We start from the raw sequence: 13,186 nt of genomic DNA, 5'->3' as shown, positions 1-13,186 counted from the left end.
TTCCGAACGGACCAGCTCTCGGAAGCCGCGATCGCTCTCTCGAGTTGCCATGACGGTTACCTTTAGCTTTGAACGCAACTCGTCGGCTGCTAAAGCGTTCCATGAGGGGTCGGATTATTTCGCTAGAACCTGCCGAACAACTAAGCAGGATTGAGCGGATACTGCTCGCACTCATCGAAAGCCACGAACAGGCCAAGGGCAGCGGCGACTTCGAGGATAGCCTCGGTCAGATCGTCATTGGATGCGATCAATCCAGGTGCAGCCTGCCGAACCTGGTTCAATGCCGCCTTGACCGAGACGGTGTCGCCATAGCCGGCCCTGTTAAGGACTGCGGCAATCGCCTGATCTAGAACTGGACCGACCCTATGGACGATGCTCATCCACCTTCCCCCCCGGGAATGCGAGAAGGTGATAGTAGCGTGTCTGATGCTGCGATGCAACCGACGCGCGAAATGGGAATTTTCAGCTTGCAGCCGCTGATCGAGTGAAGACGATCGTCACCTTCGTCCCTTTGCTGGCGCTCGAGTCGACCGCGAGCCGCGCCTTGGCGTTCTCGGTCAGCGAGTGCGCGATCAGGGCTCCGAGCTTGCCTGGCTTGGGCCACGTCTCGCCTTCCGGCAGTCCAATTCCGTCGTCAGCCACTATGACCCGGCAGCCGTCGCCATCGACGATGCTGTGCAGCGTTATCGTGCCGCGTTCGCGCCCCTGGAAAGCATGTTTTAGCGAGTTGGTCAGCAATTCGTTGACCACCAGTCCGGCCGGCATGGCGACGTTGATTGACACCGGATATGTGTCCACCCTCATATCGAGGCGAATCCCCTCGACTGCATGCGAGCTCATCACCGCGGACGCGATCTGGCTGAGATAGACGCCAAGATCGACCTCTTCCTTCTGCTCGTCGGCCGTCAGCGTCTGGTGAGGATCGCCAGGGCGTCGACGCGACCGGCGAGCCGTTCAAACCGTCTCCGGTCGGCCTCAGTCGCATTGCGGCTTTCAAGCCGTATCAGGGCGGTGATCATCTGCAGGTTATTCTTCACCCGGTGCTGCAGTTCGCGCAGCAGCGTGTCTTTCTCGCTGACACGCTCCTCCACCGAGGGCTGATCCGCCGCTTCGCCATGGGCGGATACGTCGACCAGCGCCACCAACCGGAAGCAGATCTTGCCGTTGTCGTCCTCGATGACATTGGAATAAACGTCGACGATCGGCAGCTTGTCCTCGTTGTGCTCCAGCCTGTAGGTGCCGACCAAATCGGTCTCCCGGACCACGGCCTCGGCCAGCGGGCGGTCCTTCTGCTGGTAGAGGCCTGTGCCCGAAAGGGCCGACCAGTTTTCTCGAGTTAGCCTAGCGACCGTCAGGCCTGACAGTTTCTCGAACTCCGGATTGGCGTAGACTACACGCTCCTCAGCGGCCAGGTCTGCAACGGCTATGGCGATCGGCACCTGGTCAAGGAATTTCTTGAACTGTTCGCTTTCCAGTGCGGTTGCGAGTTCAGGTGTGTCAAGCAACTGCTCGACCGCATCGGCCTTGTCTGAAGTGGATGTCATTTGCGCGCCTGTTCTGGGCGTACAATATCAATAATGCAGTGCGCCCGCCATCGCCAAAGCTGGAGCTGCATCGCGCCGTGTCAGGCATCTGACCATAAGACGTGCCTCGCGCAACGGCCCTGGGTAAAACGACATCTTCCGATCGGCCGGCTCCGGCATGCTGACGGCGGGACGCGAAACCCACCCCGCAGCCGGTCCAGCCCGCCGAGTGAATCGGGGTCCCACGTTCTGCTCAGCTATTCGAAGGAATAGGTGAAACCTCCTTCGGAGGCTCCGACCGTCACCTTCGTCATTTTTTCGCCCTCGAGCGACCGGTTCAGCACGCCACGGCTCAATTCCGGCAGAAGCGTGTTTGTCAAAATGGCATCGATCATTCGGCCGCCGGATTCGATCTCCGTGCAGCGGGCTTTGACCAGATCCATGACACCGTCACCGATCACCAACTCGGCATCGTTGCTCGAGCGCAGCCGGCGGGCGATCTTGGCGAACTGATGGCGGGTGATCGCTTCGATCATCATGTCCGAGAGCGGGTAGTAAGGGATGGTCACCACCCGGCCCAAGAAGGCCGGTGGAAAAACCTTCAGCAGCGGGGCGCGCAATGCTGTGTCGAGATCGTCGAGCCCCGCCCGCACCGTGCCGCTGCTGGTCCGGTCCATGATGACTTCGGAGCCAACGTTCGAGGTGAGCAGGATCAGCGTGTTCTTGAAATCGATCCGGCGGCCTTCACTGTCGTCCATCATTCCCTTGTCGAAGACCTGGAAGAAGATTTCGTGCACGTCCGGATGCGCCTTCTCGACCTCGTCAAGCAGGATCACCGAATAGGGCTTGCGCCGGACCGCCTCGGTGAGGATGCCGCCCTTGCCATAGCCGACATATCCGGGTGGCGCGCCCTTCAAGGTTGAGACGGTGTGCGCCTCCTGGAACTCGGACATGTTGATCGAAATGAGGTTCTGCTCGCCGCCATAGAGCGTCTCGGCCAGGGCCAGCGCGGTTTCGGTCTTGCCGACGCCCGAGGGACCGCAGAGCAGAAACACCCCCACCGGCTTTTCGGGCGCGCCGAGCCCGGCGCGGCTGGTCTGCACGCGCTTGGCAATCATTTCCATGGCGTGATCCTGACCGACCACGCGCTCGGACAGCGTGACGGCGAGCCGCAGCGCCTTTTCGGTCTGGCTCGACAGCATCCGGCCAGTCGGGATGCCGGTCCAGTCCTGCACCACCGCCGCCACAGCGTTGCGGTCGACCGACGGCAGGATCAGCGGCGTCTCGCCCTGCGCTTCTGCGAGTTCGGCCATCAACTCGCGCAGCCGCGCGAGATCGGCAGCCGGGTCGGGTGGAGAAGGACCGGCAGCGGCCGTTGCTTCCGCATCGGGTTCGGGCGCATCGGGTTCGGGCGCTTTGATCTCAGATACATCGGCGCCTGCGGTTTCGGCCACCGCCCCCGAAGGCTCCACGGCGTCGAGCGGCACACCCTCGCCGCGCAGCCTGACGCGCAGTTCGAGTATCTCGCCAACCAGCGCCTTTTCCCGATCCCAGCGTTGCTGCGCGGCAGCAAGCGTGAGTTCGGTCTCGGCAAGCCCGGTTTCGACCCGAGCCTGCCGGTCGGCCACGTCGATGCCAATCGCTGCCTCGCGGCCGATGATGGCGCGCTCGACCTCCAGCGCCTGGCGGCGGCGCATGATGTCCTCGACCTCGGCCGGGGTGGCATGCTGCGAAATGGCGACACGGGCGCAGGCGGTGTCGAGAAGGCTCACGGCCTTGTCGGGCAGTTGCCGTGCCGGGATGTAGCGGTGGGACAGGCTGACCGCCGCCTCGATCGCCTCATCGAGTATCTGCACCTTGTGATGCTGCTCGAGGACACCGGCGACACCACGCAGCATGAGAACGGCGACCGCTTCCGACGGCTCATCTATCTTGACGACCTGGAAGCGACGGGTAAGCGCCGGGTCCTTCTCGATGTGCTGCTTGTATTCGGCCCAGGTCGTCGCCGCGATCGTGCGAAGCTCGCCGCGCGCCAGCGCCGGCTTCAGCAGATTGGCCGCATCACCGGTTCCTGCCGCGCCGCCGGCGCCGATCAAGGTGTGCGCTTCATCGATGAAGAGGATGACCGGCGTTTCCGAGGATTGCACCTCGTCAATGACCGCCTTCAGCCGTTTTTCGAATTCGCCCTTTACGCTGGCGCCCGCCTGCATCAGGCCGACATCGAGCATGCGCACGCTGACGCCCTGCAGCGTCGGCGGCACGTCGCCCTCGGCAATGCGCAAGGCAAAGCCCTCGACGACCGCGGTTTTGCCGACCCCCGCCTCGCCGGTCAGGATCGGGTTGTTTTGCCGGCGCCGCATCAGGATATCGACGATCTGCCTGATCTCGGGATCGCGGCCGACGACCGGATCGATCTTGCCGTCGCGGGCGCGCTGGGTCAGGTCGGTGGCATATTTGGCCAGCGCCGAATCCGCGCCCGGAGCCCGCCGCGGTGTTTCGGCGGCGGCAACCGCAGTCGAGGCGCCGGCTTCGAGCGAACCCTCCATGACGTCCGCGAACCGCGCAATAACGGCCTGCGCATCGATCTTGTCGAATTCGCCGCTGATCTTCGACAGCAGGCCTTCCAGCACCGGCGTCTTCAGGCAGGCGAGCAGAATATGCGCACTGCGCACTTCCTCGACGCTGAATTCCAGTCCCGCCAGGCCCCAGGCCTCCTGGATGGCGTGAAAGATATGATCGGAAAATTCCTCGATCGAAGTGGCGCCGTAAGGCAGCTTGTCGACGGCGCGGGTCATATCGGCCGTGAGCCGGCTCGCATCCACCCCGGCGTCTGCCAGTATCAGCTGCACATCCGATCGCTCTGAAAGCACCAGCTGCTCGATGAAGTGAACGAGCTCGACATAAGGATTGCCGCGCAGCTTGGCGGTGTCGGCCGCAGCCTTGAAGGCGCGCAAACAGATGGGGTTGAGCTTGCCGACCAGTTCCTTGCGTTTAAAGCTCTGCGACGACCGGCGCTGTTCCATCGAACTTGCCCCTCCAATCTGCCAGCCAACAAACTGCCACATAAGCAGCGACTTGACAAAGAGCGTTTATGAGCGGGGCGTCCGAGTGTGCGATTCAGTCGATTTCTTCCGTCCCGGCAGACGCCGGCGCCATCGGCTGCAACGCCATCGAACGCCCCGCCTGTTGGCGATGCGTTCACGACAGGGTTCGACAAATCCGCCAGCACTTTTGAGCCCAGCGCGCCGGTTGCAGGCTCGTATTAAGATTGAGCATCAACTAAATTGTGGTAAAGTGTCGCAGTGTGGTAACGTTGGGTCAGGCACGGCCCACGAGCCGCGCGCTGGGGGATGGTGTGCTTGATCTCGCACTCTGGCTGAATCCGCTGGACGGTGAAAATCCGTCAGGGGAGGATTTGCGCAACGATCCAGCCTTTCATGAGCTGGAGCGTCTCACCGAGCCGCAGGTCAAGGTCGTCCATGGCGGCCACAACCAGCCCTCGTCGCAAAGCACCATTCCGGTCGACTGGCCTGCCGTCCTCGACAAGGCGGAGGAATTGCGTGCGCATGGCCGGGATCTGCGCCTGCTCGTCATTGTCACGCGCGCGCTGGCCAATGAGCAGCGGCTCGCCGGGCTCGCGCATGGCCTGACCCTTGTTGCGCGGAGCTTCGATCAGCATTGGGAGACCATGCACCCGGCCCTGCGGCCCAGTGCTTCACCACGCGACGCCGCCTTGCGTCGCATCAACGCCCTGCTCGACCTCCAGAATGGCCAGGACGGGCTGCTGGCCGACTTGCGGCGAATGATTTTCTTCGCGCCGCGCCCTATGGGACCGATCAGCGGACGCGATCTGGAACAAGCCGCACTCGACGAGCGGGTCATGCTTCTGGAAGCGGCTTCGGGATTGAATGCGGCGGAAAAGGCAACGCTGGCCAGCGCGCACGGTCAACTGCTGAACCGGGTTCATAGCGGGTGCAAGGCGCAGGCCGATCAAGCCAATGCGGAGATGATGTCGCTCATTGCCGATGCTCATGCGGCGATCACGGCTCTTGATGCGGTCGAGACGGCTCTCAACGGCCGTCTGCAGGGCGGTGGCGCCGCTGTTCCGGAATTGAAACGGTTTCTGCAGCGTTTGCTGTCGACCCTCGAACGGAATTCGGCAATCGAAACGGCGACGAACGGCGCGGCCGAGCCAGCCCCCACGACTGCAGATCCGGAAATGCCTGCTCGAAACGGTCAAATGCCTGCAAAGGGCCATGGAGCCGATACTATGGCAAGTGTGGCGAGTTACGCGGAACCGAGCACGGGGCTGCCGGAACGGATTTCCTCGCGCGACGACGTCGTGAAATGCCTCGACCTCGTCATCGCCTTTTATGACCGCACCGAACCGTCAAGCCCGATCCCGCACCTGGCCCGCCGGGTGCGCCGGATGGTGCATATGGATTTCGTTGAACTGATGGAAGATCTCGCCCCGTCGGGGCTGAAGGAATTCCGGCTGCTTGCCGGCGTTCCCGATGCCAAGAAGACGGCCCAGAAGGATGAAAGGTAACGAGCCATGGCAGCTGAAAGCAAAGCGAAAGTCATCGAACGGAACCGCGCTCCGCGCGTGCAGATCGCCTATGACGTGGAAACCTATGGCAGCCCGACGACGATCGAATTGCCGTTCGTCATGGGCGTGATGGCCGACCTCTCCGGCGCTTCACAGACCAGGGAAGCGATGAAGTCGGTACTGGACCGCTCCTTTGTCGAGACTGACGCCAACCGCTTCCCCCGTTTCATGGAGGCGCTCGGGCCGCGCGTCAAAGCCCGTGTGAAGAATACGCTGCCCCAGGCTGAGGGCGCCGAGCGTGACGAAGAGCTAGCACTCGATCTTACCTTCACCAAAATGGGCGATTTCGCCCCGGACAAGATCGCCGAACAAGTCCCGCAATTGGCCGAGATCCTCAAGATGCGTCGTCAGCTCGAGGAGCTGCTCGGTTTCATGGACGGCCGTGTCGACGCCGAAAAGCGCATCGCGCAACTTCTGAACAACGAGCCGCTTCTCGGCAAGATCGCCAACCAGGCATTATCCGACGACGACAAGTTTCAGGAGTAAATCATGGCCGAACAACAAAAAACCGCAGCCGTCGCCGCTGAGGCGGAAGCCATAGACCTCGGAGAATTCAGCGGGCTCCTCGAGAAGGATTTCAAGGTCAAGAAGGACGACAGCGAGAAGCTGCAGCAGCTCGTCCGTAATCTCGCGCTGGCGGCGCAGTCCCGCTCCGATACCACGACCATCTCGTCCAACGCGATCAAATCGATCAAGTCGCTGATAGCAGGCATCGACAAGATGCTGACTACCCAGGTGAACGAGATTCTGCATGCGCCGGAAGTGCGCGAAATGGAAGGCACATGGCGCGGCCTATGGTATCTCGTCAACAACACCGAGACGGATCAGAAGCTGAAGATCCGGGTGATGAACATTTCCAAGGTTCAGCTTGCCGACACGCTTGAAGATTACGAAGGCCAGATGTGGGATCAAAGCCCGATCTTCAAGAAGGTCTATACGGACGAGTATTCGATGCTGGGTGGCGAGCCGATCGGCTGCCTGATCGGCGCCTACGAATTCTCGAACCATCCGCGTGACGTCGGCCTGTTGCGCAACATCTCGGGCATCTGTGCCTCCGCGCATACGCCGTTCATCGCAGCCGCCGACCCGCGGCTGTTCCGCATGGACAGCTGGCAGGAACTGCCGAACCCGCAGGACCTGCAGATGATCGTCTCCAACCCGGCCTATGCCTCGTGGCAATCGCTGCGCGAGAGCGAGGACGCGCGCTACATCGGCCTGACCATGCCACGTGTTCTGGCGCGACTGCCGTATGGCTCGGAAACCGTTCCGGTGAAGGGCTTCACTTTCGAGGAAGAAGTGCAGGGCGACCACAACAAATATGTCTGGATGAACGCCGCCTTTCCGATGGGCGTCAACATAAACCGCAGTCACAAGCTCTATGGCTGGGGCACGCAGATCCGCGGAGTCGAGAACGGCGGCACAGTGATCAACCTGCCGGTGCACTCCTTCCCCACGGACGACGGATCGATCGCGATGAAATGCCCGACGGAAGTTGCCATCGACGACCGGCGCGAGGCGGAACTGGCCAAGCTCGGCCTGATGCCCATTCTGCACCGCAAGAACACCGATCTCGCAGCCTTTATCGGTGCGCATTCGCTGCAGGACGACGAGACGCGCGCCGGGCGGCTGGTCGATCCCGACGCCCAGTCAAATGAACGGCTGAGCGCCAACCTGCCCTATCTTTTCCCGGTTTCGCGCTTTGCGCACTACCTCAAGGCCATTGCGCGCGACAAGATAGGGTCGTTCAAGGAGCGCTCCGACATGCAGATCTGGTTGACCGAGTGGATCAACCGCTACGTGCTGGCCAACCCGGCCTTTGCCGACGACAAGGCGCGCGCCAAGCGCCCGCTTGCCGCCGCTGAAGTCCAGGTGGACAGCGTCGAGGGGCGGCCGGGCTACTACAACGCCCGCTTCTATCTGCGCCCGCATTACCAGTTGGAGGGCATCAACGCCTCGCTTCGACTGGTGTCAGAACTACCGTCCGTAAAGGCTTGATTTTGCAGCAACATCCACCTTGTTTTGTTTTGAAAGCGCTGGAGGAAGACAATGCCCGTGAAAATTGATGGTTTTCTAAAAGTTCCGGATATCAAAGGGCCAAGCGTTCGCGACGGTCATGAGGACGAAATCGAAGTCCACGGGGTCGATTACAAGATAATCGCGCCATACGATCCGAATTCGCTCTCACGCCGCGGTCGCGTGTCGCTGGGGATGATCAAGTTCACCAAGCATTATGACAAGTCATCGCCCTATCTGAAAAAGGCGCTGTTCGACAACAAGGCGCTGGACGAAGTTGTGTTCTCCGCCCGCCGGACCATCGATGGCGAGACCAGCGATTATCTGGTCGTCACCCTGACCGACGCTTCGATCATGGAATACGACATGTCGCAGGCCGAGGACGAGGAAGACCTGATCGAGGAGGAGGTCAGCTTCGCCTACAAGAAGATCAAGTTCGTCTATGACAAGGATGACGAAATCGAAATGGATGTCTATGTCGGCAAGTGAGGCGCGGCGGCCGGGCGCCGACAAGCTGCAGGTTACCGGCAGTTCGCGGGCGAAACGCGAGGCGGTCCAGCCCTCTCTTTGGGACCGCCTCGTCAACGATCTGCCGGGCGTCACCTCCGAGATCGACGGGCTGCGCCAGACCTTGCAGGACGAGTTGGGCGCGGACCGGCTGGACACGCTGCTGGCGGGCAGCGCGCGGCTGATCGACGCCGACGCGGAGCTGACTCCCGATCAGAAGCGGCGTCTGCACCGCCTGGCCTTTCAGACCCAACACCGCGCCGAGATCGAAAGCCGTGGCGTGGTTGTATCGGCCCGCGTCCTCAGGGAGGCGGTGCGGCGCGACATCGAGGCCTTGTTCAACACCGAGCGTTTTGAAGCTGTTCCGCTTCTTTCCGATTTCGAAAGCGAACAGGCCGCAGACAATCCGCCGTCGCTGGCCGATTTTCCGGAGGTGCGCCGAAGTGTGGTCAACTACGGCGTGCCGTCGTTTTCGGGCCGTTCGTCCCGCGACTTTGATCGCGAGACCCTGGCGCGCGAGATCCGCGCGGTCCTTGCCACCTTCGAGCCCCGTCTCAAGGAAAGCGCAACCAAGGTAACGGTGACCCTCGGTGACAAAAGTGTCGGCCTGAAGATCGAGATAGACGCCGTTCTGATCATGACGCCGACGCCGGAACGCATGCGCCTGCGCACCACGATCAATCTCGATAACGGCCTGGCGCGGACCGAATTCAGGGACAGCTGAGATGGATCGGGTCTTCGTAGAATATTACGAGGAGGAACTGACCCATATCCGCGGACTCGCGGCGGAATTTGCCGACATGCATCCGGCGGTGGCGCGCAATCTTTCTCTCGATACCGTCCCGTGCCCGGATCCGTATGTCGAGCGGCTGCTTGACGGCGTCGCTTTCCTCGCTGCACGCACCCGGTTGAAAGTCGACGCCGAGCGTTCGCGGTTTTCACGCAGCGTGCTGGATGTGCTGTATCCCGATCTGGTTACCCCGGCCCCGGCTATGGCAATGGCAGTGCTGAAACCCGGCCAGCAGGTCCAGTCGATGATTGCCGGCCATGTCATCAAGCGGAACACGCGGCTGGTGTCCAGTCTGCAACCCGGCCTGTCGACGCGCTGCACATTCACCACCGCGCAGGAAATCACGCTGTGGCCGATAACCATCAATTCGGTCAGCTATTTCCAGGATCGCAGCGGGTTGGCGGCGGCCGGCATAACACCGATCGGCGGCGCAGGCGGCGAAGCGGCGCTGCGCATCACGCTGGGTCGGACCGGAAAAGGCAAGCTCGGCGAACTGGCGCTCGACCGGCTTGATTTCTATTTTGCCGGGCGCACCAAAGCGCCATTGCTGTTCGACGCGATTTTCGGCGCCTGCTCGGCGGTTGGCGCCCGCGCCGAGGGCAAGGCCAATCCGCTGTCGCGGTTGCCGGAACCCGAAATGGTCGGCATCAGCGACGACGAGGCGTTGATGCCTCGTACCCGGCCGACATTCGAAGGCTACCGCCTGCTGCGTGAATATTTCATGATGCCCGAGCGCTTTCACTACGTGCGGGTTTCAGGACTGCAACCGGTCGTGCGCCGATGCGAGGCCGGGGTCGAGATCATCTTCATGTTCCGGCGTCCGGTACCCGAGCTTGCCGATGTGACGCCGGCGGATTTCGAACTTTTCGCGACACCGATCATCAACCTGTTCGAGCGTGACTGCAACGTCATCGAGCTCGATCCGCGCAGAACGCGGCAGGTGCTGCATGCCGACCGCACGCGGGCGCGCGACTTCGAAATCTATCGGGTGACCCATATCGAGGACGCCGATGCCGAGGGTCCTGACGCCGAAATTCCAGAACTCTTCAGCCTGGGGCAAAACCGCAGCAATGGCTGGGTCTATTCCACCGAACGGCGCCCTCGCCGGGCCACCGAAGATGAACGGCGCGACGGACTGACCCGCACTTCCTACACCGGAGACGACGTTTTCCTTTCGGTTTCCCGGCCGGCCGGAAGCCCGGCGAACCGGCCGCTGAAGCGGCTCGACATCATGGCGCTTTGCACCAACCGTGATCTGCCGATCCTCGACGACAACCCTACCCTGACGCTGGAGACAGGCGATCCGGTCGAAACGGTCCGGCTTATCGGTGCTTTGCGCCCGCCCCAGCCGGCGATCCCGGCCGCGCTGCCCGCCGGCGCCGAAGGCGAATCTCGAGCCGACAATCTCGCATGGCGGCTCGTGGCGCAGTTGGCCCTCAACTTTCTCAGCCTCGCCAAGGAAGGCCGCGGTGTCGATCCGCTGCATGCGCTGCTCGATCTTTATGCCGACCGGGGAGATCCGAGCCTGGCTCGCAACGTGCACTCGATCGTTCGCATCGACTCGCGATCCGTCATCGAACGGCTGCAGATCGATGGGCCGATGTGCTTCGGACGGGGGACGGAAGTGACATTGCATGTGGACCAGTCGGTCCTGGCCGGGCAAAGCACATTGCTGCTTTCAGCCTTGCTTGCCCGGCTGTTTGCCCGTCACGCCGGGATAAACGGCTTTGTGCGGACCCGCACGCGGTTGCTGCAGAAGCAGGAGGATGTGCCATGGCCGATGACGCCCGGCAATCGCTACCTGATCTAGGCAAGCTCGACCCGGTCCGGGCCGAAGAACTGGATGATACGTTCGACTTCTTCGAACTGTTGCGCCGGCTCGAACAACGGGGCGGGCTGTTCGGCTATTCCGGCCGCGCAGATCGCGAGCCGGCAAGGCTCGGGCAGCATGTGCGTCTTAGCTTTTCCGCCAAGGACGTGGTCGAATTCCGCGAAGCGAAGGACAAGACGCCGGGGAACGACGGGGTGCCGGCCCGGGTCACGGTTGCCAATCTCGGGCTGATGGGACCGGAAGGCCCGATGCCGCTTCATTTGACACGTTGGGTGCTCGATCGTCTGTCGCAGCGCTGGTTCACCGGCGCTGACGCACGGCAGACCAGCGACACGACGTTCGTGGACTTCGTCAATATTCTCCAGCACCGCATGATCGCCCTGTACTATCGAGCCTGGGCCGACGCGCATCCGGCGGTACAGGTCGAACGTGCGGTCGGCGGCCGAGTAAGGGCCATGCTTGAAGCGATGGCGGGAACCGGACTTCCCGGCACCCAAAATTCCGATCTCGACGCCGTAAAGCTTCGCCAGGCCGCGTCGCTCGCCAGCCAGGTCGACGGCCCGGAGCGGCTGACGCTGTTCTTGGCGGAAGCGTTCAAGGTGCCGGTCGCGATCAAGGAGTTCGTTGCCACCTGGATGACCATACCAGCGACGCTCCAGACCCGGCTTACCCAGGCTTACGCAGTGCTGGGTCGCGGGGCGACGATCGGCCCGCGCGTTTTCAGCCGCCAAAGCAGGATCGAGCTGCGCGTCGGCCCGCTCGGGTATGAGGAATTCAAGGCGTTCCTGCCGGGCGGTCAACGTCTGAAGATGTTCAAGCAGGCGGTTCGCGACATGGTCGGGGAATCGCTCGACGTCGATCTGCGGATCGTGCTGGCGCGTGAAGCGGTGCCGCCGCCCCGTATCGGAGCGGTACAGCTCGGCCGAACCACCTGGCTTGCGCGGCCCGCTGAAAGGGGCGATGCTGACGATATGCGGCTGCGGACGATCGTCGGATGGCGGCCGGAAATGGCGGAGGTCGCGGCATGAGTCTGCTGCTGACGCTGGAGCACGGACCACGCACCCAGGCGGTACGGCAGACCCGGCTGGACGAGGGTGAACTGGTGATCGGCCGTAGCGCGGAGGCGGACTGGCAGATCGACGATCCCGACATGTTCGTTTCACGCGCCCATTGCAGGATCACCGGTGGGCGGGACGGGTATTTCGTCACCGACACATCAAGCAGCGGTTTGTTCATAAACGATTCTGACAGCCCGCTCGGCACCGGCACGTCGGTCCGTCTTCAGAACGGCATGCGGCTGAGGCTGGGCGACTACATCGTATGCGTCGATCTGCAGACGCCGGTCGCTCACGCGCCAGCGGCCAGCCAATCGTTCGCCGAACCGTCCCCGCCGGCATCGCGAGCGCCGGTAAGCATCGGCCGCGATGACTTCTTTTCGGCCACGGTCGAAGAAGAGCCGCGCCGACCGCGTCCCGCCGATCTGCCGAACCCGTTCGAGCAACCCGTTCCAGGAGCGTTCGAGCGCGCCAACCAGCGCAGTTCGCCTGCCTTCGACGACCCGTTCAGCCTCGACCCGGTATCGACGCCGGCGCCGAATGGCGCTGGCTATTCCGAACCGCGTCGTGCGCCGGACGCCGCAGACCCATTCAGCTTCGATCCGGTGCCTTCCGGTGCAAGCGAGCCCGTTCCAGGCCAGCCCGTTTCAAGCCAGCCCGTTTCAAGAAAGTCCTCCGAATTCGATGGCGGTTTCGGTTTCGGGCCGGCCGCGTCGCCCGATTTGAGAAACGGCGCCGGCCCGGCCGGTCAACGCAAACACGTCGCCGGAGAGCCGGCCCATCCCTGCAGCGCGAAATAATCGGCCGAATTGAATTTACCGGTGCTGCGCAGCCGCATCACCAGGACTGTCACCGGCC

General features: G+C 62.6%; 10 protein-coding genes and 1 pseudogene. 8 read left to right on the top strand and 3 right to left on the bottom strand.

Annotated elements, in window-relative coordinates:
* Positions 1 to 140: 140 nt before the first annotated feature.
* From AC0L2Z_RS24945 to tssH, 3 genes and pseudogenes are all read right to left on the bottom strand, one after another.
* The gene (locus AC0L2Z_RS24945; RefSeq protein WP_287244448.1) at positions 141 to 380 is read right to left on the bottom strand and encodes a hypothetical protein; all 240 of its coding nucleotides are present in this window, start codon (positions 378 to 380) and stop codon (positions 141 to 143) included.
* An 82-nt stretch (positions 381 to 462) separates the two neighbouring features.
* Positions 463 to 1,544, bottom strand: a pseudogene (locus AC0L2Z_RS24940) (sensor histidine kinase).
* Between the two features lie 236 nt (positions 1,545 to 1,780).
* Positions 1,781 to 4,546 carry a type VI secretion system ATPase TssH gene (gene tssH, locus AC0L2Z_RS24935; protein WP_473629575.1) on the bottom strand — a complete coding sequence of 922 codons (2,766 nt, stop codon included), beginning with the start codon at positions 4,544 to 4,546 and terminating at the stop codon, positions 1,781 to 1,783.
* Positions 4,547 to 4,878: 332 nt separating this feature from the next.
* Here tssH and tssA point away from each other — a divergent pair, with 332 nt between their 5' ends.
* The 8 genes from tssA to AC0L2Z_RS24895 are packed head-to-tail and all read left to right on the top strand — an operon-like array spanning position 4,879 to position 13,128.
* Positions 4,879 to 6,072 (top strand): type VI secretion system protein TssA, encoded by a 1,194-nt coding sequence (gene tssA / locus AC0L2Z_RS24930; protein WP_473629574.1) that lies wholly within the window; start codon positions 4,879 to 4,881, stop codon positions 6,070 to 6,072.
* Between the two features lie 6 nt (positions 6,073 to 6,078).
* The gene (tssB, locus tag AC0L2Z_RS24925) at positions 6,079 to 6,618 is read left to right on the top strand and encodes a type VI secretion system contractile sheath small subunit (protein ID WP_473629573.1); all 540 of its coding nucleotides are present in this window, start codon (positions 6,079 to 6,081) and stop codon (positions 6,616 to 6,618) included.
* 3 nt (positions 6,619 to 6,621) lie between these two features.
* The gene (tssC, locus tag AC0L2Z_RS24920; protein WP_023801312.1) at positions 6,622 to 8,127 is read left to right on the top strand and encodes a type VI secretion system contractile sheath large subunit; all 1,506 of its coding nucleotides are present in this window, start codon (positions 6,622 to 6,624) and stop codon (positions 8,125 to 8,127) included.
* A gap of 51 nt (positions 8,128 to 8,178) precedes the next feature.
* Positions 8,179 to 8,634 (top strand): Hcp family type VI secretion system effector, encoded by a 456-nt coding sequence (locus AC0L2Z_RS24915; protein ID WP_023801311.1) that lies wholly within the window; start codon positions 8,179 to 8,181, stop codon positions 8,632 to 8,634.
* Positions 8,621 to 9,376, top strand: coding sequence for a type VI secretion system baseplate subunit TssE (gene tssE / locus AC0L2Z_RS24910; protein ID WP_473629608.1), 756 nt, complete (start codon positions 8,621 to 8,623; stop codon positions 9,374 to 9,376). Before AC0L2Z_RS24915 ends, tssE begins: the two co-directional genes overlap by 14 nt.
* Before the next feature lies 1 nt (position 9,377).
* Positions 9,378 to 11,252 carry a type VI secretion system baseplate subunit TssF gene (gene tssF / locus AC0L2Z_RS24905; RefSeq protein ID WP_473629572.1) on the top strand — a complete coding sequence of 625 codons (1,875 nt, stop codon included), beginning with the start codon at positions 9,378 to 9,380 and terminating at the stop codon, positions 11,250 to 11,252.
* Positions 11,216 to 12,301 carry a type VI secretion system baseplate subunit TssG gene (gene tssG / locus AC0L2Z_RS24900; RefSeq protein WP_473629571.1) on the top strand — a complete coding sequence of 362 codons (1,086 nt, stop codon included), beginning with the start codon at positions 11,216 to 11,218 and terminating at the stop codon, positions 12,299 to 12,301. The genes tssF and tssG overlap by 37 nt, the downstream gene beginning before the upstream one ends.
* Positions 12,298 to 13,128 (top strand): type VI secretion system-associated FHA domain protein, encoded by an 831-nt coding sequence (locus tag AC0L2Z_RS24895; protein WP_473629570.1) that lies wholly within the window; start codon positions 12,298 to 12,300, stop codon positions 13,126 to 13,128. Before tssG ends, AC0L2Z_RS24895 begins: the two co-directional genes overlap by 4 nt.
* Positions 13,129 to 13,186: the final 58 nt, after the last annotated feature.

It is taken from the genome of Mesorhizobium sp. WSM4850, assembly GCF_055811735.1.
This window is presented reverse-complemented; position numbering and strand designations above follow the sequence as displayed.

Coding starts and splice junctions, on each gene's coding strand:
- AC0L2Z_RS24945 (WP_287244448.1), bottom strand. CDS start 380: ATGAGCATCGTCCATAGGGTCGGTCCAGTTCTAGATCAGGCGATTGCC.
- tssH (WP_473629575.1), bottom strand. CDS start 4,546: ATGGAACAGCGCCGGTCGTCGCAGAGCTTTAAACGCAAGGAACTGGTC.
- tssB (WP_473629573.1), top strand. CDS start 6,079: ATGGCAGCTGAAAGCAAAGCGAAAGTCATCGAACGGAACCGCGCTCCG.
- tssC (WP_023801312.1), top strand. CDS start 6,622: ATGGCCGAACAACAAAAAACCGCAGCCGTCGCCGCTGAGGCGGAAGCC.
- AC0L2Z_RS24915 (WP_023801311.1), top strand. CDS start 8,179: ATGCCCGTGAAAATTGATGGTTTTCTAAAAGTTCCGGATATCAAAGGG.
- tssE (WP_473629608.1), top strand. CDS start 8,621: ATGTCGGCAAGTGAGGCGCGGCGGCCGGGCGCCGACAAGCTGCAGGTT.
- tssF (WP_473629572.1), top strand. CDS start 9,378: ATGGATCGGGTCTTCGTAGAATATTACGAGGAGGAACTGACCCATATC.
- tssG (WP_473629571.1), top strand. CDS start 11,216: ATGGCCGATGACGCCCGGCAATCGCTACCTGATCTAGGCAAGCTCGAC.
- AC0L2Z_RS24895 (WP_473629570.1), top strand. CDS start 12,298: ATGAGTCTGCTGCTGACGCTGGAGCACGGACCACGCACCCAGGCGGTA.